This window comes from Paraburkholderia aromaticivorans (genome assembly GCF_002278075.1).
Taxonomy (GTDB): Bacteria; Pseudomonadota; Gammaproteobacteria; order Burkholderiales; family Burkholderiaceae; genus Paraburkholderia; species Paraburkholderia aromaticivorans.
Genome location: NZ_CP022990.1, coordinates 2,427,487 through 2,447,342 on the forward strand (window position 1 = coordinate 2,427,487; position 19,856 = coordinate 2,447,342).

Annotated in this window: 15 protein-coding genes and 2 tRNA genes; 11 read left to right on the forward strand and 6 right to left on the reverse strand. The window is 62.6% G+C overall.

Annotated features, from left to right (window positions below; translation table 11 throughout):
- Nucleotides 1-17 precede the first annotated feature (17 nt).
- From CJU94_RS30415 to CJU94_RS30425, 3 genes are all read left to right on the forward strand, one after another.
- On the forward strand, nucleotides 18-1,298 hold the full coding sequence (locus tag CJU94_RS30415; protein WP_095422271.1) for a Zn-dependent hydrolase: 1,281 nt from the start codon (nucleotides 18-20) through the stop codon (nucleotides 1,296-1,298).
- Entirely contained in the window at nucleotides 1,295-2,785 is a 1,491-nt protein-coding gene (locus tag CJU94_RS30420; RefSeq protein WP_095422272.1) for a M81 family metallopeptidase, read from the forward strand. The genes CJU94_RS30415 and CJU94_RS30420 overlap by 4 nt, the downstream gene beginning before the upstream one ends.
- Nucleotides 2,786-2,864: 79 nt before the next feature.
- Nucleotides 2,865-2,941: transfer RNA gene (locus tag CJU94_RS30425), tRNA-Val, on the forward strand.
- A gap of 332 nt (nucleotides 2,942-3,273) precedes the next feature.
- Here the strand turns inward: CJU94_RS30425 and CJU94_RS41480 are convergent.
- The 5 genes from CJU94_RS41480 to CJU94_RS30445 form a co-directional block, all read right to left on the reverse strand.
- Nucleotides 3,274-3,411: a hypothetical protein gene (locus tag CJU94_RS41480; protein ID WP_167397586.1), complete on the reverse strand. Its 138-nt coding sequence runs from the start codon at nucleotides 3,409-3,411 to the stop codon at nucleotides 3,274-3,276.
- 3 nt (nucleotides 3,412-3,414) lie between these two features.
- A complete protein-coding gene (locus CJU94_RS30430; RefSeq protein ID WP_095422273.1) occupies nucleotides 3,415-4,470 on the reverse strand; it encodes a permease in 1,056 nt (351 codons plus the stop codon).
- Nucleotides 4,471-4,494: 24 nt separating this feature from the next.
- Nucleotides 4,495-5,562: a tRNA 2-selenouridine(34) synthase MnmH gene (mnmH, locus tag CJU94_RS30435; RefSeq protein ID WP_095422274.1), complete on the reverse strand. Its 1,068-nt coding sequence runs from the start codon at nucleotides 5,560-5,562 to the stop codon at nucleotides 4,495-4,497.
- A 134-nt stretch (nucleotides 5,563-5,696) separates the two neighbouring features.
- Nucleotides 5,697-6,761: a selenide, water dikinase SelD gene (gene selD / locus CJU94_RS30440; RefSeq protein WP_095422864.1), complete on the reverse strand. Its 1,065-nt coding sequence runs from the start codon at nucleotides 6,759-6,761 to the stop codon at nucleotides 5,697-5,699.
- Nucleotides 6,762-6,966: 205 nt separating this feature from the next.
- Complete coding sequence (locus CJU94_RS30445) at nucleotides 6,967-7,326, reverse strand: beta-xylosidase (RefSeq protein ID WP_244221018.1); 360 nt, start codon at nucleotides 7,324-7,326, stop codon at nucleotides 6,967-6,969.
- Between the two features lie 190 nt (nucleotides 7,327-7,516).
- On the opposite strand from CJU94_RS30445, the gene fdnG reads away from it, so the two are divergent.
- The 7 genes from fdnG to CJU94_RS41015 all read left to right on the forward strand — a co-directional run bounded on the left by fdnG (nucleotide 7,517) and on the right by CJU94_RS41015 (nucleotide 16,790).
- Nucleotides 7,517-10,585: a formate dehydrogenase-N subunit alpha gene (fdnG, locus tag CJU94_RS30455; protein ID WP_157763821.1), complete on the forward strand. Its 3,069-nt coding sequence runs from the start codon at nucleotides 7,517-7,519 to the stop codon at nucleotides 10,583-10,585.
- Between the two features lie 9 nt (nucleotides 10,586-10,594).
- Nucleotides 10,595-11,527, forward strand: coding sequence for a formate dehydrogenase subunit beta (gene fdxH, locus CJU94_RS30460; RefSeq protein ID WP_095422277.1), 933 nt, complete (start codon nucleotides 10,595-10,597; stop codon nucleotides 11,525-11,527).
- Nucleotides 11,514-12,170 carry a formate dehydrogenase subunit gamma gene (locus CJU94_RS30465; RefSeq protein WP_095422278.1) on the forward strand — a complete coding sequence of 219 codons (657 nt, stop codon included), beginning with the start codon at nucleotides 11,514-11,516 and terminating at the stop codon, nucleotides 12,168-12,170. The genes fdxH and CJU94_RS30465 overlap by 14 nt, the downstream gene beginning before the upstream one ends.
- Before the next feature lie 109 nt (nucleotides 12,171-12,279).
- Nucleotides 12,280-13,275: a formate dehydrogenase accessory protein FdhE gene (gene fdhE, locus CJU94_RS30470; RefSeq protein ID WP_095422279.1), complete on the forward strand. Its 996-nt coding sequence runs from the start codon at nucleotides 12,280-12,282 to the stop codon at nucleotides 13,273-13,275.
- A gap of 40 nt (nucleotides 13,276-13,315) precedes the next feature.
- Nucleotides 13,316-14,746: an L-seryl-tRNA(Sec) selenium transferase gene (gene selA, locus CJU94_RS30475; protein ID WP_095422280.1), complete on the forward strand. Its 1,431-nt coding sequence runs from the start codon at nucleotides 13,316-13,318 to the stop codon at nucleotides 14,744-14,746.
- On the forward strand, nucleotides 14,743-16,656 hold the full coding sequence (selB, locus tag CJU94_RS30480) for a selenocysteine-specific translation elongation factor (RefSeq protein ID WP_095422281.1): 1,914 nt from the start codon (nucleotides 14,743-14,745) through the stop codon (nucleotides 16,654-16,656). The genes selA and selB overlap by 4 nt, the downstream gene beginning before the upstream one ends.
- A 38-nt stretch (nucleotides 16,657-16,694) precedes the next feature.
- A tRNA-Sec gene (locus CJU94_RS41015) sits at nucleotides 16,695-16,790 on the forward strand.
- An 88-nt stretch (nucleotides 16,791-16,878) separates the two neighbouring features.
- On the opposite strand, the gene CJU94_RS30485 is transcribed toward CJU94_RS41015, so the two are convergent.
- A complete protein-coding gene (locus CJU94_RS30485) occupies nucleotides 16,879-17,598 on the reverse strand; it encodes a site-specific integrase (protein WP_244221019.1) in 720 nt (239 codons plus the stop codon).
- A gap of 542 nt (nucleotides 17,599-18,140) precedes the next feature.
- On the opposite strand from CJU94_RS30485, the gene CJU94_RS30490 reads away from it, so the two are divergent.
- Complete coding sequence (locus CJU94_RS30490; protein WP_095422283.1) at nucleotides 18,141-19,721, forward strand: isocitrate lyase; 1,581 nt, start codon at nucleotides 18,141-18,143, stop codon at nucleotides 19,719-19,721.
- The last annotated feature ends 135 nt before the right edge of the window (nucleotides 19,722-19,856 follow it).

Consider the following 19,856-nt stretch of genomic DNA (forward strand, 5'->3'; position numbering starts at 1 on the left):
AACACGAGGAAGCATCGATGCAAGTTCATGAATCAACAACCGTCGCGACATTCGCCGACTTGCGAGTCGACGGCGCGCGGCTCTGGGACAGTCTCATGCAACTCGCGCGGATCGGCGCCACCGACAAAGGCGGCGTATGCCGGCTCGCGCTCACGGAGTTGGACCGCGAGGCGCGCGACCTCTTTATCGCATGGGCGAAGCAGATCGGCTGCAGCGTGCGGGTCGACGCGATCGGCAATATCTTCGCGCGCCGCGCCGGTTTGCGCGATGATCTGCCGCCGGTGATGACCGGCAGCCACATCGATACGCAGCCCACGGGCGGCAAGTTCGACGGCAATTATGGCGTGCTCGCGGGTCTCGAAGTGCTGCGCACGCTCGCCGACGCCAACGTGCGAACGCTCGCGCCGCTTGAAGTCGCGGTGTGGACCAATGAAGAGGGCTCGCGCTTCGTGCCGGTGATGATGGGTTCCGGCGTGTTCGCCGGCGCGTTCACGCTGGAGCACGCGCTCGAACAACGCGACCGCGAAGGAGTCACGGTGCGCGACGCACTGTCCGGAATCGGCTATGCCGGTGAGAACGACAAGCCACATGCCGTGGGCGCCTACTTTGAAGCGCATATCGAACAAGGTCCCGTGCTTGAGGCGCACGACAAAACTATCGGCGTGGTGCAAGGCGCGCTCGGTCAACGTTGGTACGACGTGACGGTGCAAGGCATGGAAGCGCACGCGGGCCCGACGCCGATGGAACTGCGCCGCGACGCGCTGCTCGTCGCGGCGGATCTGATTCATGCCGTCAACCGCATCGCGCTCGATCATGCGCCGCATGGCCGCGGCACGGTCGGCTGGCTCGACGTGCATCCGAACTCACGCAACGTGATTCCCGGCCGCGTAACACTCACCGTCGATCTGCGCGCCGCCGACGATGCCACGCTCACGGCAATGGATAACGCACTGCACGCCGCGTGTTCGTTGGCGGGCGAGAAAAGCGGCATCAGCGTGGAGGTCGAGCAGGTCGTATATTTCCCGCCGCAACCGTTCGCCGCTCAGCTGGTGGGCGCCGTGAAGCAGGGTGCCGAGACGCTCGGGTTTTCGTCGATGGACGTGATCAGCGGTGCCGGGCACGACGCCGTTTATCTTGCGCGAGTCGCACCCGCGGCGATGATCTTCGTGCCGTGCAAAGACGGCATCAGCCACAACGAGATCGAAGACGCACGCGCGGACCATCTCGAAGCCGGTTGCAACGTGCTGTTGCAGGCCATGCTGAACGCCGCGCAGAAAGCCGGAGGCGCAGACGCATGAAAATCCTCATCGCGCGGATGAATCACGAGACCAACACGTTTTCGCCTGTGGCCACGCCGTTGTCCGCGTTCGGGCGTAACGGCCCGAACTACGGGGACGACGCGTTCAACGAAAACAAAGGCATGCAGACGGCAATGGCCGCGTTCATCGACGCCGCCGAAAGGGAGCATGCCGAAATCGTCACGCCCGTGTCGGCGTCGGCGAATCCGAGCGGACCCGTCGAGGCCGCCGCTTACGACGCGATCTGCGAGGCGATCGTGTCCGCGGCGGCGGGTTGCGACGCCGTCATGCTCGATCTGCACGGTGCCATGGTCGCCGAGAATTCGAACGATGGTGAAGGCGACCTGCTCGAACGCGTGCGCGCGTTGCTGCCGGATGCGCCGATTGCGGTCGCGCTCGATCTGCACGGCAATGTCACGCAGAAAATGATCGACAACGCAGACGTGATCGTCAGCTTCAAGACCTATCCGCACGTGGATATGTACGAGACCGGCGCGCATGCGGCGCGTTTGATGTTCGACCTGGTCCACGGCAAGGCGAAGCCCGTGATCGCATGGCGCCAGCCGCCGCTGCTCACGCATACGCTGCGCAGTGCGACTGCCGAAGGCGCGATGAAACGCGCCGTGGATGCCGCGCGCGCGGCCGAAGCCGACGGCATGCTCGCGGTGTCGGTACTATCCGGCTTCTCGCTGGCCGATATCGCGGCGCCGTGCATCAGCGTCGTGGTGGTGGGCAACGGCGAGCGTGGCGAGGCGGAAGCGGTGGCGGAGCGGATCGCGCGACAGATCTGGGGCGAGCGCGAAGAGTTCGTTTATCGCAGCGCGCCGCTTGCTGAATCCGTCGCGCAGGCGGCGGCGCTCGCGAAAGACGCCGACAAGCCGGTGCTCCTGCTCGATCACGGCGACAACTGCATGTCGGGCGGCACATGCGACACGATGGATCTGCTCGAAGAAGCATTGAAACAGAAGCTCGATGGCATGGTGAGCGGGCCATTGTGCGATCCGCAGGCGGTCGCGGCGCTGATGGCGGCCGGCGTTGGCAGCACGGTGACGGTGACCATCGGCAACAAGGTGGCGAGCGACGCCGTGACCCCGCGTCCGCCGCTTGCCGTAACCGGCGTGGTGCGCGCGTTAACCGACGGCGAGTACATCATCAGCGGCCCGACTTACACCGGCCAGCGGGCCTTCATGGGACGCGCCGCGGTACTCGACACGGGCGCCGTCAAGCTGGTCGTCACCGAGCGCACGCACGAACCGTGGGACCTCGGCGTATTCGAGAGCGTCGGCATCGACCCGCGTCGCGCGCGCTTCCTGTTGCTCAAATCGCGCATGTACTGCCGCCCGGTTTTCGTGCCGATCGCCGCGGCGCTGGTGGAATGCGACAGCCGCGGCGTGACGAGTTCGGATTACGGCCTGTTCGCTTTCAAGGGCGTGAGGCGGCCGGTTTATCCGCTCGATACGCAGACCGAGTGGGCGCCCGCGAACTGAAGGCGGCACGCTCAGCCGGTTGAAGTGCCGTTAGGGGCTTGTGCATAGCGCGCAGGTTCTCTATAATTCGCGCCTCTAAAGGCTCGTAGCTCAGTTGGTTAGAGCACCACCTTGACATGGTGGGGGTCGTTGGTTCGAATCCAATCGAGCCTACCAACGCATCCGTGACGTAGACGAAAGCGCTTCCGCTTTCGTCTACTGTCCGGTTTTCGCATCACCTCGGCGCACGGGTTCAACGTGCCGCAGTCCTGTCAGTGTTTCCCTTCCGTATTGCCTTCAGCTCGACGCAGCGTGACCGGTTCGCTGCAAACGCTTTTGTGCGTCCAACGTTGTCGCATCACGTCGTCATTCGCCCATGCGCGGTGCCGTCGATCCTCCCGGTTTGGTCACTGAATGAACTGCCGTGCAGCGCGCGACGACAGCGCCGGCAGTGCGGCGCTGTCGCGTCAGCGATCAGATCTCACTCACGCCAGACCGGATGCAGCCCGCTATGACGGACGCAGCAGATCGAAGCCGGCCAGCGCGACGACCCCGCTCACCACGATCAGCGCGACCGAATGCTGTCCGAAGTAAAGCAGGCCGGCGGCCGACCAGCTCGTCAAGGCAAATGCGGCAATACGTTTCATGCTTTAAAACCCCAAGGCAACCGCCAGCACACCGCTGACCACGCCGCACACCATCACGGCCAATGCCACTACCGTCAGCACGCGGCTCGGAAACGAGCGGGCGAGCATGGCCATCGACGGCACGCTGATCAGCGGCAGCGTCATCAGCAAGGCGCCCGCCGGGCCGGCGGCCATGCCGAACGAGAGCATGGCCTGGATGATCGGCACTTCGCCCGCGGTCGGAATCACGAACAGCGTGCCCGCAATAGACAGCGCGACGATCCACAGCAGGCTGTTGTCGATATCCGCTCCGACATGCGGAAACAGCCACGTGCGCGCCGCGCCGAGAATCAGCACCAGCACGATGTATTCGGGAATGAGCCGCAGCGTCATCGTGCCGAGAATTTTCACCCAGCGCGCGAACGCCGTGCCGGGCACGTCACTGGCGACCAGTTGCGCCATCGCTTCACGTGACGCTTCGGCTTCCTTCGGCGTGACCATGCGATTCACCAGATACCCGAGACCGAAGACCATCACGAGGCCGAGCGCGAGCCGCAAGCCCATCCACTGCCAGCCGAGCACGAAACCCATGAAGATCAGCGTGGCCGGATTCAAGGCGGTATTGCCGAGCCAGAACGCGATCGCCGCCCCGGGCGCCGCCTGACGCGCGCGCAAGCCCGCCACCACCGGCGCCGCGCAACACGTGCACATCATGCCCGGCAACGACATCAGGCCGCCTTTCACCACGCTGCTGAAATCGGTGCGGCCGAGCGCACGCGCGACCCATTGCGGCGGAATCAGCGCCTGCACCGCCGAGCCGAGCAGCAGCCCGAGCACCATGGCCTGCCAGATCGCTTTGCCGTAGGCGAGGGCGTAATCGATCGCAGCCTGCCACGACGCCGCCGGCGCGCTCGCCGACGTGCCCATCAGAATGGATTTGCCGATGGAGTGCTGGCTCGCGGCGACGAATGCGCGGTTGTAGTACGGGAACCACTTCACGTAGAAGAGGCCGACGACGGCAATCAGCAGGAACACGATCCAGCCAAGAGCGACGCGCGGTTGTCGAAGAGTTGATTGCATGATGGTCTTAAGCGGTGGTTTTAATCAGGTGATAGCGAGCGCGTTGCGCTCGACGAGCGCAAGCAGTGCGCTCGCCTGGTCGACGAGATCGGCGCCGTTAGGCCGGAAATTGAACTGCAGTGCGTGCGGCAACTGGACGAAGTGCTCATGGCTGCTGCGCGCGTATGCCGGATCATAGTGCCGCTCGATCAACTCGTGCGCGAGTTCGGCGCGCCGGTTTTCGTCGACGAGCCGTTGCCAGCTCGTGACGCGCTCCCGGCTGTGCAAACCGATCAGTTTTTGCAACTGTCCCTTCAGCGACTCGGGATCGTCGAATAGATGCGCATAGTCGTGCAGCAGGAATGCCGCGCGATCTTCCCGGCTCGACAGCACCTCCACGCAGCGGCCCCGATGAAACGTGTCGAGCAGCGCGAGCGGCAACGCAACGGAGCCGATACGCCGGCTTTCCGCTTCCACGAACACCGGCCGTGCCGGGTCGAAGGTGCGCAGCGCCGTCACGACGAGCGTATCGAAGCGCTTCTGCGACGGCTGCGCCACACCGGCCCATGCGCCGAGCAGCGAGCCACGATGCGAGGCCAGCGCTTCCAGGTCCAGCGTTTGCGCGCCCGCCGCGTTCAAGGCCGAGAGCAGGCGGGTTTTGCCGCTACCGGTCGGGCCCACCAGCGCGATGTAGGAAAACGTTGCCGGCAAGCTGTCGAGCGTATCGAGCGTGGCGCGCCGGTAAGTCTTGTAGCCGCCTTCCAGTTGGCGCGCCTGCCAGCCGATCATATTGAACAGCGTGGTCACCGAGCCGGAGCGCTTGCCGCCGCGCCAGCAGTAAATGAGCGGCCGCCACTTGCGCGGCCGGTCGGCGAAGGTCGTTTCCAGATGGTGCGCGATATTGCGCGCGACCAGCGCCGCGCCGATCCGGGTGGCTTCGAACGGTGAAACCTGTTTGTAGGTCGTGCCGACCAGCACGCGCTCCTCGTTGCTCAGCACAGGCGCATTGAGGGCGCCCGGAATATGGTCTTCCGCGAATTCGAGAGGCGTGCGCACATCGATGATTTCATCGAAATCACCTGCTTTTTCGAGGCTGACGAGTAGGTTTTTCAAGGAGCTAGGGACAAAACGGGCCTGCGGGGAGGGTGAAATTATCGCATGCGTGGTAAATCCCGGCTGACGGAGCCCTCGGGACAGCTTGCCGACCACGCGCGCCCCGGCATGGTCGCTTGCGCCGACCAGTCCCTTCAGATGACCTCGACGCGTCCTTCTCCGCTGACCATTTCGCCGATCACGCAGGCGTCGCCGAAGCCGTCGGCGCGGAAAAGCGCGAGAACCTCGCTGACGGCTTTTGGTGCGCACGACACCAGCAGACCGCCCGAGGTTTGCGGATCCGTCAGCAGGGTACGCGCCGTCGCCGGCAATGAGGAAGGCAAAACGATATCTTTGCCGTAGGCGTCCCAGTTGCGTCCGGAAGCGCCCGTGAAAATGCCGGCTTCCGCAAAACCGACCACGTCCGGCAGCCACGGCAGATCCGCATAGCGCACGCGGGCGGTCAGGTTCGAGCCGCGCGCCAGTTCCAGCGTATGGCCGAGCAGGCCGAAGCCCGTAATGTCAGTGAGCGCATGGACGCCGTCGAGCTTGGACAGCTCCGCGCCCGGACGATTGAGTTTGGTCGTCGCGGCGATCATGGCGGCGTAGCCGGCGGCGTCGAGCCGGTCTTTCTTCAGTGCTGCCGAGAGAATGCCGACGCCCAACGGCTTACCGAGAATCAGCACGTCGCCCGCTTGCGCGCCCGCGTTGCGCTTGACGCGCTTCGGGTCGACCACGCCGATGGCGACAAGACCGTAGATCGGCTCGACCGAATCGATCGAATGGCCGCCCGCGAGCGGAATGCCGGCCTCGGCGCACACGGATTCCCCGCCTTTCAGCACGGCGGCGATCACGTCGTGCGGCAGCACATTGATCGGCATGCCGACGATCGCCAGCGCCATGATCGGCTTACCGCCCATGGCGTAGACGTCGGACAGCGCGTTGGTGGCGGCGATGCGGCCGAAGTCGAACGGGTCGTCGACGATCGGCATGAAGAAGTCGGTGGTGGCGACGATCGCCTGCTCGTCGTTGAGCCGGTAGACGGCGGCGTCGTCGGCTGTGTCGTTGCCGACCAGCAGGTCGGGGAAGAACGGCAATGGCGCGCTGCGCTTGAGGAGATCGGCGAGCAGGCCGGGCGCGATCTTGCAGCCGCAACCGCCGCCATGCGACAGACTGGTGAGACGGGGTGACGTGTTTGCGCGGGCGGGAGTATCGGTCATTGTGTCGGGCATTTCAGGCTACGAATGACCGCATTATGAAGCGTGTTCGTTTCCAGCGCAGTGAGGCGTGCGCCGCGGCGCTTTCGCGGTGACCGGGAGCCCCATGCCGGGCGCCCATTTATTTCAGAGAAGCTGCGGGCCAGCTTGCAAAGCCATTCAATGACGTGCCGCGGCGACGCCGAATCAATCCGCTCTAATGGAACCGCTATTTATTGCTCCCTGCTCCGGTGCCGTAGAGCCCGTTATCGAATCCACCCGCGCCTTGCGTCTTGTGTCCTTGCCCCGCGGTCTTGCCGCGCGAGTTGCCCGAACCGCCATCCTTCGTCTGGGGTTTGGTGGATTCGTGAACCATGGAGGCGGACGAATCGGGCGCCGATCCCATGGAAGACGAGCGATGTTCCTGCTGCGACGAGCCGCTGCCCTGGGTGATCTGGGCCACGGAGCATTGACTCGACGCGAGCATCGCGAGGCCGAACGCAAGTGACGCGAGCCCGCCCGGTGCCCGCCGTTTTACTGCGGTGCAAAAATTGCCTGCGAAAGAAGAATGGAGCAGATGGTGGGTCATGGTGTTGAAGGTCCGAGGTGAGGGTGGGTTCGTGACTCATTCATGCAGCAATAACAATGCCCCGGCATTTAAATCGGCTGCCCCGCTTCATATTTGATTGCCCGGCAGGTGGTAGAAGTTCTCGCTGCAGGACTTTATGCCGGCCTCTATAATCATGATCAGTACCCCCAAAAAGAGCCGAGGCCATTCAATGCCCCAAATGTCCCGGCGACAATTTCTGAAGGTCTCCGCCACCACGCTAGCCGGATCGAGTCTCGCCCTCATGGGCTTCTCACCGACGCCCGCGTTAGCGGAAGTCCGCCAGTACAAATTGTCGCGCACAACCGAAACCCGCAATACCTGCCCGTACTGTTCGGTAGGCTGCGGCATCCTGATGTACGGACTTGGCGACAACGCCAAGAATGCGAAGTCCAGCATCATCCACATCGAAGGCGATCCCGATCATCCGGTCAATCGCGGCACGCTTTGCCCGAAGGGCGCGAGCCTGATCGACTTCATTCACAGCCCGAGCCGTCTGAAGTATCCGGAATATCGCGCGGCCGGCTCGAATGAATGGAAGCGCATTTCGTGGGAAGACGCACTCGACCGCATTGCAAAACTGATGAAGGAGGACCGCGATGCCAACTTCGTCGAGACAACGGAAGACGGCAAGAAGGTCAACCGCTGGCTGACCACCGGCATGCTCGCGGCATCGGCCGGTAGCAATGAAGTCGGTTATTTGACGCACAAGACTGTCCGCAGTCTTGGCATGCTCGCATTCGATAATCAAGCACGTGTCTGACACGGCCCGACGGTGGCAGGTCTTGCCCCGACGTTTGGCCGTGGAGCGATGACGAACCATTGGGTCGACATCAAGAACGCGGATGTGATTCTCGTAATGGGCGGCAATGCGGCCGAGGCACACCCATGCGGTTTCAAGTGGGTTACCGAAGCTAAAGCGCATCGCAAGGCAAGATTGATCGTGGTCGATCCGCGCTTTACGCGCACGGCATCGGTTGCGGACTATTACGCACAGATTCGGACCGGCTCGGACATCGTGTTCCTGGGCGGGGTGATCAACTATTTGCTCACCAACGACAAGATCCAGCACGAGTATGTAAAGAACTACACGGACATGCCGTTCATCGTTCGTGAGGACTTTTCGTTTACCGACGGTCTCTATTCCGGCTACGACGCCGACAAGCGAAAGTACGACAAGAGCTCGTGGGATTACGAGCGCGGCGACGACGGCTTCGCCAAGGTCGATCCGACGTTGCAGCACCCGCGCTGCGTCTATCAGCTGATGAAGCAGCACTACTCGCGCTATACGCCCGAGCAGGTGGAGAAGATTTGCGGCACGCCGAAGGACAAATTCCTCAAGGTGTGCGAGATGCTGGCGTCGACGGCGGTCCCGGGGCGCGCCGGCACGATCCTGTACGCGCTCGGCTGGACGCATCACTCGATCGGCGCGCAGATCATCCGCACCGGCGCGATGGTGCAATTGCTGCTGGGCAATATCGGCATTGCGGGCGGCGGCATGAATGCGCTGCGCGGGCACTCGAACATCCAGGGTTTGACCGACCTCGGCCTCATGTCGAACCTGTTGCCGGGTTACATGACGTTGCCGCTGGAAGCCGAGCAGGACTTCGACGCGTTCATCACGAAGCGCGCGAGCCAGCCGCTACGGCCGAATCAGTTGAGCTACTGGCGTAACTATCGCGCCTTTCATGTCAGTTTCATGAAATCGTGGTGGGGCGATAACGCGACCGCGGAGAACAACTTCGGTTTCGATTACCTGCCGAAGCTCGATAAGTCATACGACATGCTGCAGGTCTTCGAGCTGATGAATCAAGGCAAGATGACCGGCTACATCGCGCAGGGCTTCAATCCGCTCGCCGCCGCGCCGAACAAGGCGAAGATCGGCGCGGGTCTGGCCAAGCTGAAGTGGCTCGTCATCATGGATCCGCTCGCTACTGAAACGTCCGAGTTCTGGAAGAACTTCGGCGAGTTCAACGACGTCGATCCGTCGAAGATTCAAACGGAGGTGTTCCGTTTGCCGACCACCTGTTTCGCGGAAGAACGCGGTTCGCTGGTCAGCTCGAGCCGCGTGCTGCAGTGGCATTGGCAGGGCGCGGACGGCCCCGGCGAATCGAAGAGCGACCTGGAGATCATGTCGGGGTTGTGGCTGCGCATTCGCGAGGCTTATAAGAAGAACGGCGGCAAATATCCCGATCCGATTCTCAACATGAGCTGGCCGTACGCCAACCCGGAAAGCCCGACGCCGGAAGAAATCGCGATGGAGTTCAACGGCAAGGCGCTCGCCGACGTCACCGACGCGACCGACAAAACCAAGGTGCTCGCCAAGAAGGGCGAACAACTGGCAAGTTTTGCTCAGTTGCGCGACGACGGCAGCACCGCGAGCGGTTGCTGGATTTTCTGCGGCTCGTGGACCCAGGCGGGCAACCAGATGGGCCGCCGCGACAACTCCGACCCGACCGGCATCGGCAACACGCTGAACTGGGCATGGGCGTGGCCCGCGAACCGGCGGATTCTGTACAACCGCGCTTCGTGCGATGTCAGCGGCAAGCCGTTCGATCCCAAGCGCAAGCTGATCGCATGGAACGGCAAGACGTGGGCGGGAGCGGACATTCCCGACTTCAAGGTGGACGAACCGCCCGAAAACGGCATGAATCCGTTCATCATGAACCCGGAAGGCGTGGCGCGTTTCTTCTCGCGCGACGGGCTGGTGGAGGGGCCATTCCCCGAGCACTACGAACCGTTCGAGACGCCGCTCGGCTACAACCCGCTGCATCCGGACAACAAGCTCGTCGTCAGCAGTCCGGCTGCGCGCGTGTTCGCGGATGACCGGGCTGCGTTCGGCACGCACGAGAACTTCCCGCATACGGCGACCACCTATCGTCTGACTGAACATTTCCACTACTGGACCAAGCACGCGCGCTTGAATGCGATCGTGCAGCCGCAACAGTTCGTCGAGATCGGCGAGGATCTGGCGAAGGAAGTGGGCGTGGTGGCCGGGGATCGCGTCAAGGTGTCCTCCAATCGCGGGCACATCATTGCCGTGGCGCTCGTCACCAAGCGCATCAAACCGCTGATGATCGAAGGCAAGAAGGTACAGACCGTTGGATTGCCGTTGCATTGGGGCTTCAAGGGACTCACGAAGCCGGGCTATCTCGTCAATACGCTGACGCCCTCCGTGGGCGATGGGAATTCGCAAACACCGGAATTCAAGTCGTTCCTCGTCAAGGTCGAAAAGGCATAAGGAAAAGAGATGGCACTGCAATCACTGGACATCAAACGCCTCTCGGCCACGACCTTGCCCGAACCGCAAGTGCGTGAGCCGGTCACGGGCACGGTCGCCAAGCTCATCGACGTGTCGAAGTGCATTGGCTGCAAGGCGTGTCAGACCGCCTGCATGGAGTGGAACGATCTGCGCGACGAGGTCGGTACGACCACTGGCATCTACGACAACCCCCGCGATCTGAGCGAGCATTCGTGGACCGTCATGCGGTTCTCGGAATACGAGAACACCGAAGGCGATCTCGAGTGGCTGATCCGCAAGGACGGTTGCATGCACTGCGAGGATCCGGGCTGTCTGAAGGCCTGTCCGTCGCCGGGCGCGATCGTGCAGTACACGAACGGGATCGTGGATTTCCACGAGGAAAACTGCATTGGCTGCGGCTATTGCATTACCGGTTGCCCGTTCAACGTGCCGCGCATTTCGAAGAAGGACAACCGCGCGTACAAATGCACGCTGTGCTCGGACCGCGTCGCGGTCGGGCAGGAACCGGCCTGCGTGAAGACGTGCCCGACCGGCGCGATCATGTTCGGCACCAAGGAGGACATGAAGCAGCAGGCCGCGGACCGGGTGGAAGATCTGAAGGAACGCGGCTTCCAGAATGCCGGCTTGTACGATCCTGCCGGCGTGGGCGGCACGCATGTCATGTACGTGCTGCATCACGCCGACAAGGCCAACCTGTATCACGGTTTGCCGCAGAATCCGAAGATCAGCGCGATGGTTGGGTTGTGGAAAGGACTGGCCAAGCCGCTGGCGCTCGCGGGTATCGCGTTCGCGGCCGTGGCCGGGTTCTTCCACTACACGCGCGTGGGTCCGAACGAGGTGAGCGAGGCGGAAGAAGCCGAAGCCCAGCACGAAGCCGACGAAGCACGCCGTTCACGGGAGGCATCCAATGAAGCACCCTGAGCATACCGAGGTGAAGGACGTGAAGGGCAACAGCCTGATCGTGCGCTATACGCCGAACGAGCGGACGAATCACTGGATCACCGCCATCACGTTCGTGCTGCTGGCGCTCTCCGGCCTTGCCATGTTTCATCCGGCAATGTCGTGGCTCTACGCGGTCTTCGGCGGCGGACAATGGACGCGGATCCTGCATCCGTTCGTCGGCTGCGTGATGTTTCTGTCGTTCCTGATTCTTGCGCTGCGCTTCTGGCATCACAACTATCTTGACCAGGCCGACATTCAATGGATGAGGCAGATCGACGACGTGCTCAACAATCGCGAGGAAAAGCTCCCCGCGATCGGAAAGTACAACGCCGGTCAAAAGCTGCTATTTTTCACGATGGTGATCTGTCTGCTGCTGTTGCTGGCGAGCGGCATCGTGATCTGGCGGCGCTACTTCTCGTTCTATTTTCCGATCGAGATCATCCGGCTGGCGGCGCTCGTGCATGCGGCAGCGGCGTTCGTGCTGATCGTCGGTATCGTCGTGCATATTTATGCGGCGCTGTGGATCAAGGGGTCGATCGGCGCCATGACGCGCGGCACGGTGACCTACGGTTGGGCGAGAAAGCATCACCCGAACTGGTTCAAGGAAATCATCGGTAAATAGCATCACGCAGAGGCAACCCAGGCAGCTCGACTCAAAGCGCGCTGCACCCCGAGCCGCCGCCCTTGTTCGATGAACGGCGGCGGCTCTTCAGTTTTTAGAGGTCGATACTGTGGTTCAACGTATTCTCGAAGCCGGCGATATCGAGTCGCTCGACCATTCGGCGATTCCGCGCATTCGCACGCCAGAGCGGCTCGCGGTGTTTTCGGCGCGCGCCGCGCGCCTGCGCCAGCTTGCGGCGCTTCACAATCCGATCGCCGGTTATTTGCGCCTGATGGCCGTGCTCGCCGACGCGCAGGAAGCCGTGATGGCAGGCTTCAAGGCGCAGCCGCCGAGCCCCGAGTTGATCGCGAGCGCGCAGCGACATTCCATGCCGCTGATTCCCGCGCTCTCCGGTGTGCGTGATCCGGCGTGGCGCGACGTGCTGCGCGAACTGCTCGACAAGGTGGCGGCCGCGGGCCCGCTCACGCCGCCGCTCGAAGCGCTGATCGCCCGCCTGAGTACGCTCGACACCGCCGCGCTGGAATTTCAGGCCGACGCGATCTTCGCGCAGCGCTTCGAGGAGGTCGACCCCGCGAGCGCGCCATTCATCGTGGCCGCGCTTCAAGTGGTGTGGACCGACCTCGCCGCCGATATCGACAAGCGCGAGGTGCCGTACCTCGAAACCCTCGGTTTGTGTCCCGTGTGCGGATCGCATCCGGTGGCCAGCATCGTGCGCGTGGGTGGAGCGTATGATAACTACCGCTACCTGCAATGCGGCCTGTGCTCGACCGAATGGCACATGGTTCGCGCGAAGTGCTCGAACTGCGATTCGACCAAGGGCATCGCCTATCACACGGTTGGTTCACCGGAGGCCGACGAGGCCACGCGCGAGACCGAATCGAAAAACGCCGCGCTGAAGGCGGAATCGTGCGACGAATGCCATACTTATCGCAAGATCGGCATTCAGTCGAAGGACTACGATTTCGAACCGTTCGCGGACGATCTCGCCAGTCTGACGCTGGATCTGCTGATGGGCGCGGAAGGTTACCGGCGGGCGTCGCCGCACCCGTGGCTGTGGCCCGAGCAGACGGACAGCGCGGCTGAGGCTTCCGGCGAGTCCGACTAGCCGCGACTGGGCACGACTAGACTAGAAAAAGGATTGACTCGTGAGCGATGTAAGCGGCTCTGAATTGCGGGCGCTGATGGCGCGCGTGCCGTCGGTGGAAAAGTTGATGGCGTCGGCCGAGTTCGCGGCGCTGATCGGCGAGTACGGCCGCACGCAGGTGTTGGGCGCGGTGCGCGAGGCGCTCGATAGCTGGCGCGCGAGCGCGCAGTCGGGCGATGCATCCGTGAGCGCGCTGGACGCGGCGCAACTGAAGAGCGTGGTCGACGCCGCGCTACGCGAGCGCAACCAGTCGCGCCTGCGTAGCGTCTTCAATCTGACCGGCACCGTGCTGCATACCAACCTCGGCCGTGCGTTGCTGCCCGACGAGGCAGTGCAGTCCGTCATGAAGGCGCTTACGCAACCCGTCAATCTCGAGTTCGATCTCGACACCGGCAAGCGCGGCGATCGCGACGATCTGATCGACGAACTCATCTGCGAACTGACCGGCGCGGAAGCGGCCACCGTGGTCAACAACAATGCGGCCGCGGTGCTGCTTACGCTGTCCGCGCTGGCGTCGAAGAAAGAAGTCATCGTGTCGCGTGGCGAGCTGGTCGAAATCGGCGGGGCGTTTCGCATTCCGGACATCATGAGCCGCGCGGGCGCGAAACTGCGCGAAGTCGGCACCACCAACCGCACGCATCTGAAGGACTACGACGAGGCCATCGGCCCGCACACCGCGCTGCTGATGAAAGTTCACGCGAGCAACTACGCGATCAACGGCTTTACCAAAGAAGTCGGTCTGGATGAACTCGCACCGCTCGCCCGTGCGCGCGATCTTGCGGTTGCCGTGGACCTCGGCAGCGGTACGCTGGTCGATCTGGGCCAATGGGGTTTGCCGCGCGAGACGACGGTGCGCGAAACCATCAAGGCCGGCGCCGACCTCGTCACGTTCAGTGGCGACAAGTTGCTCGGTGGACCGCAGGCCGGTTTGATCGTCGGACGGCGCGATCTGATTGCGAAGATCAAGAAGCATCCGCTCAAGCGCGCGTTGCGCGTCGGCAAATTGACGCTCGCCGCACTGGAGCCGGTGCTGCAACTCTATCGCGCGCCGGAAAAGCTCACGGAGCGGCTCACCACGCTGCGCTTGCTGACCCGTCCCGCCGACCAGATCAGGCTCGCCGCCGAGCGCGTGCAGCCCGCTTTACAGCGCGCGCTCGGCGAGCGCTATGCGGTCGCGGCGGAGCCGATGTTCAGCCAGATCGGCAGCGGAGCCTTGCCCGTCGATGTGCTGCGGAGCTACGGGCTCGTCGTCAGAACAGCGGACGGCAAGCGGGGCGGCCGCCAGTTGCTCGCGCTCGAAAAGCTGCTGCGCGAAATGGCGCGGCCCGTCATCGGCCGTATCGCCGATGACGCGTTGCGCCTCGACCTGCGCTGTCTCGAAGCCGCCGATGAAGCGCAACTCATCGAGCAGCTTGAAGGCGCGCGCGCATGATCGTCGGTACGGCGGGACATATCGACCACGGTAAGACGAGCCTGGTGAAAGCGCTGTCGGGCGTCGATACGGATCGTCTCAAGGAAGAAAAAGCGCGTGGCATTTCGATCGAATTGGGCTATGCATACGTGCCGCTCGAAAACGGCGACGTGCTCGGCCTGATCGATGTGCCGGGCCACGAGAAGCTCGTGCACACCATGACCGCCGGCGCAAGCGGCATTGATTTCGCGCTCCTCGTGATTGCCGCCGACGATGGCGTGATGCCGCAAACGCGCGAGCATCTGGCGATTGTCGAGTTGCTCGGCATTCAGTGCGGCGCCGTCGCGCTGACCAAGGTGGACCGTGTCGACGCGCAGCGTTTGCGCGAGGCGCACGACGAAGTCAGCGCGTTTCTGAGCGGCAGTGCGCTCGAAGGCGCGCCCGTGTTCGATACCTGGGCGACGCGTGCCGACGACCCCGGGGTGGCCGCGCTGAAGGCGCATCTTTTGGTGGCGGCGACGGCATGGCGCATGAGGCGCGATGACGGCCTGTTCCGTCTCGCGGTCGATCGTGTGTTCACGCTCTCGGGCCAGGGCACGATCGTGACCGGCACCGTGGTGTCCGGTCGCGTGACGGTCGGCGACACGATGCTGCTCGCACCGAAGAATCAACCCGTGCGCGTGCGTAGCATTCACGCGCAGAATCGTCCGGCGCAAACCGGGCGAGCCGGCGAGCGCTGCGCATTGAATCTCGCGGGCATCGAGAAGAGCGCGATCGATCGCGGCGACTGGATCGTCGATCCGCGGCTTTCGCAGGCGTCGGAGCGAGTCGACGTCATGCTGACGCTGCTCGCCGATGCTTCGGTTACGTTGTCGCATTGGGCGCCGTTGCATGTGCATCTGGGCACGCAGCATCAAGTCGCGCATGTTGCCTTGCTCGACGGCGAAACGCTCGGCGCAGGGCAGCGTGGCCGCGTTCAACTGGTGTTCGAGCGGCCTGTCTGTGCGCTGCCGGGCGATCGCTTCGTGGTGCGCAACGCGCAGGCCGATCACACGATTGGCGGCGGCCATGTGCTCGATCCATTCGGGCCGCCGCGCAAGCGTCGGTCGGCTGAGCGGCTCGCGTGGCTCGACGCGCTTCAGATCATGCTCGACACCGGCACGCTCGACGCGATGTTCGCAAGAGCGCCGCATGGCTTGTCGCGCTCGCTGATGGAGCGCTTGACCGGCATGCCGGCGGCTGCGCTTGCGTTGCCGTCCGCCACGCATGTAGTCCAATTGCCTGGCGAGGACGCGCTGCTGGTCGCCGATACGCTTTGGCATGCGCTCAATACGCGATTGACGACGACGCTCGCCGAATACCACGAACGCTCGCCGGACGAGTTGGGCCCGGACGCCTCGCGCTTGCGGCGGATGGCGGCGCCGCTGGTGGACGACGCGCTGTGGCGCGCGCTCGTCGACGCCGCCGCGCTGCGTGGCGAGATTGTCAAACGCGGGCCCTGGCTGCATCTGCCAGGCCACACGGTGACGCTCGACGACGCCGATCGCGCGCTCGCGGCGGCGCTGCTTCCCGCGGTGAAAGCGGGACGCTTCGATCCGCCGTGGGTCCGCGATCTGGCGACGGCGAACGGTGTCCCCGAGGAGCGCGTGCGTCAATTGATGCGAAAGCTCGCGCGACAGGGTGAACTGTTTCAGGTCGTGCGCGATCTCTTCTATCACCAGGAGGTGATTCGGGAACTGGCTTCGATCGCGGCTGCCGAGGCGCAAAAGAATGCTGGCACGGTTGCGGCCGCACCCTTTCGCGATATCACGGGGCTAGGGCGCAAACGCGCGATCCAGCTTTTGGAATTCTTCGACCGGGTTGGGTATACTCGCTTCCACCGTGGGCTGCATTTGATGCGCACGGATAGTCGTTGGCTCGATCTGCTTTGAGCGGTTTTTTACCGGCGACGTGTAGTTCAATCACCGTAGGAAGGCATTCGTATCCGGTGGTGCGGCTGGGCTTCAAACCCAGTTGAGGACGTCAGACGCTCTCAGGTCGGTTCGACTCCGGCTGCCTTCCGCCACAAGGGTTTCACGGTTTTCATCACTCTAGAAAATTCTTGGCTTTATATCAGGTGTGTGGGTTTTTCTGCCCGAAACCGAATTTCCCTCCTACTTCCGAGTTCCGATCTTCGCGACAGCGCCGGCGAGACTCTCGGTTACCAGGTGAGCGTAGCGCTTTGTCGAGGCAGGCGTCTTATGTCCCAGTACGCCCCCCACTGTGTACAAGTCGATACCCGCATTGATCATTTCGGACGCAGCGCTGTGCCTTAGATCGTGAAACCGCACGTCAGGATAGCCGGCACTCTTCCGGGCCTTGTTCCATTCGTCTTTGAGCTTATGTGGTTGGATCGTAAATCTCACGCGACGCGCGATGACTGCGATCCTCGGATGGATCGGCACGATGCGCGGTCGCCCGTTTTTTGTCGTGGCTAACGAGAAACCATCACGCGTCACCCTAGCTCGCAGAATCTCGCTCAGGCGCATGCCAGAATAGAACGCCACTCTGATAGCGGCGCGCGTTTCTCGATGCTTGCATGCCTTGGCGATCTCGAGCATCTCGCGGCGGACTTTATAGACGTGACGTTCATTGGCGACCCTAGGGATAGCCATCTTCCCGGTTTCGTCATGCTCAAGCTTGCCTTTGGTGTACGCGTACTTGATCGCCGCCCTGATATAGCCCAGCGTATTGCTGATGGTCTTGTCGCTCATCGGCTTTTTCGGGCGCCCGTCTCGATCGACTCTGGAACGCATATAGCCGGTGATCTTCACAGACCATTCATAGAGCTGTAGCGCGTCCTGATTTTCATACTCCGGGGCGTATTTATCCATCACCCGGCAGCGCGTCTCAAGGTCTTTCCAGTTCGAACCTTCGTCTTCGATATGAAGCCGAACGCACTCGCCGATCGTGACGATCTGCCGCCTAACACCAGTCTCTACCGCGTAGACTTCAGCGTCCCATTCGCGGCCGAGCTTGTCAGCTTCTGCCGCAGAAATTCCCGCAGGGAGGAGTTTGGTTTTGCGGACACGCTTGCTCTCGATGACGCGTTCGAACGTCCAGCGGTACCCCCGCGGATCTGCCGCCGCTGATTGACACTAATCAACTCTGGCAGGCACGCGGTTCTCTGGTACCCACTCCAACAGCCGAAAGTGCATTTCGCATTGCGGAATTTGCGACATTTTTTTTGCAATGCTGCCATTTTGCTCCCTGAAAACCTGTTTCACATCACAAAAAATACAACGTATCCTATTGAAAAATAACAAATAATTATGTCTTATGTCTTATATAAGAGTTGATGCCAATGGCGTTACCATTGAGTCATGCAGTCCACGGGACTATCCGGTTACCCACGCTTCCCTCTAAGGAGATACTCATGGCCCAATATCAAGACGACATCCAGGCAATTGCCGGGTTGAAAGAGCAACAAGGCAGCGCCTGGAACGCGATCAATCCCGAATACGCCGCACGCATGCGCGCGCAGAACAAGTTCAAGACCGGTCTCGACATCGCCCGCTACACGGCCAAAATCATGCGCTCTGACATGGCCGCCTACGATGCTGACCCGGCGAAATACACTCAGTCGCTGGGCTGCTGGCACGGCTTCATCGGCCAGCAGAAGATGATCTCCATCAAGAAGCACTTCAATAGCACCGAGCGCCGCTACCTGTACCTGTCGGGCTGGATGGTGGCCGCGCTGCGCTCCGAGTTCGGTCCGCTGCCCGACCAGTCGATGCATGAAAAAACCGCCGTCAGCGCGCTGATCCGCGAGCTGTACACCTTCCTGCGCCAGGCCGACGCCCGCGAACTGGGCGGTCTGTTCCGCGAACTGGACGCAGCCCAGGGGCCGGCCAAGGCCGCCATCCAGGCAAAGATCGACAACCACGTCACGCACATCGTGCCGATCATCGCCGACATCGACGCGGGCTTCGGCAATGCTGAAGCCACCTACCTGCTGGCCAAGCAGTTCATCGAAGCGGGCGCATGCTGCATCCAGATCGAAAACCAGGTGTCCGACGAAAAGCAGTGCGGCCACCAGGACGGCAAGGTCACCGTGCCGCACGAGGACTTCCTCGCGAAGATCCGCGCGATCCGCTACGCCTTCCTCGAATTGGGAGTGGACGACGGCATCATCGTGGCGCGTACCGACTCGCTGGGCGCGGGCCTGACCAAGCAGATCGCCGTGACCAACGCACCGGGCGACCTGGGCGACCAGTACAACTCGTTCCTGGATTGCGAGGAGCTCTCGGCCGACGCGCTCGGCAACGGTGACGTCGTCATCAAGCGCGACGGCAAGCTGCTGCGCCCCAAGCGCCTGCCGAGCAACCTGTTCCAGTTCCGCGCTGGCACGGGCGAAGCGCGCTGCGTGCTGGATTGCGTCACCGCGCTGCAAAACGGCGCGGACCTGCTGTGGATCGAAACGGAAAAGCCGCATATCGCGCAGATCGGCGGCATGGTCAGCGAGATTCGCAAAGTCGTTCCGAACGCCAAGCTGGTGTACAACAACAGCCCGTCGTTCAACTGGACGCTGAACTTCCGTCAGCAGACCTATGACGCGATGAAGGCAGAGGGCAAAGACGTCTCGTCCTACGACCGCGCGCAATTGATGAGCGTGGAATACGACCAGAGCGAACTTGCACAGATCGCGGACGAAAAGATCCGCACCTTCCAGGCCGACGCGTCGCGCGAAGCTGGGATCTTCCACCACCTCATCACGCTGCCGACGTACCACACGGCCGCGCTCTCGACCGACAATCTCGCGAAGGAATATTTCGGCGACCAGGGCATGCTGGGTTACGTGGCGGGCGTGCAGCGTAAGGAAATCCGCCAAGGCATCGCGTGCGTCAAGCACCAGAACATGTCCGGCTCGGATATTGGCGACGATCACAAGGAATATTTCAGCGGCGAAGCGGCCCTGAAGGCGGCGGGCAAGGACAACACGATGAACCAGTTCTGATCGCCGTTGCGACTCATGCAAAACGCCAACCCAGCCGGGTTGGCGTTTTTATTTGTCGGGTGAAATCTTCGTAAGCGCGGATTCCAGCACACGACATGGAAGGTTGCGGGCAATTGAAGGTCGAGCGTAGCCGCG

Bases quoted from the DNA above. Each gene is read 5' to 3' on its own strand.
- CJU94_RS30415 (WP_095422271.1), top strand. From the start codon at position 18: ATGCAAGTTCATGAATCAACAACCGTCGCGACATTCGCCGACTTGCGA.
- CJU94_RS30420 (WP_095422272.1), top strand. From the start codon at position 1,295: ATGAAAATCCTCATCGCGCGGATGAATCACGAGACCAACACGTTTTCG.
- CJU94_RS41480 (WP_167397586.1), bottom strand. From the start codon at position 3,411: ATGAAACGTATTGCCGCATTTGCCTTGACGAGCTGGTCGGCCGCCGGC.
- CJU94_RS30430 (WP_095422273.1), bottom strand. From the start codon at position 4,470: ATGCAATCAACTCTTCGACAACCGCGCGTCGCTCTTGGCTGGATCGTG.
- selD (WP_095422864.1), bottom strand. From the start codon at position 6,761: ATGACCGATACTCCCGCCCGCGCAAACACGTCACCCCGTCTCACCAGT.
- CJU94_RS30445 (WP_244221018.1), bottom strand. From the start codon at position 7,326: ATGACCCACCATCTGCTCCATTCTTCTTTCGCAGGCAATTTTTGCACC.
- fdxH (WP_095422277.1), top strand. From the start codon at position 10,595: ATGGCACTGCAATCACTGGACATCAAACGCCTCTCGGCCACGACCTTG.
- CJU94_RS30465 (WP_095422278.1), top strand. From the start codon at position 11,514: ATGAAGCACCCTGAGCATACCGAGGTGAAGGACGTGAAGGGCAACAGC.
- selB (WP_095422281.1), top strand. From the start codon at position 14,743: ATGATCGTCGGTACGGCGGGACATATCGACCACGGTAAGACGAGCCTG.
- CJU94_RS30485 (WP_244221019.1), bottom strand. From the start codon at position 17,598: ATGGATAAATACGCCCCGGAGTATGAAAATCAGGACGCGCTACAGCTC.
- CJU94_RS30490 (WP_095422283.1), top strand. From the start codon at position 18,141: ATGGCCCAATATCAAGACGACATCCAGGCAATTGCCGGGTTGAAAGAG.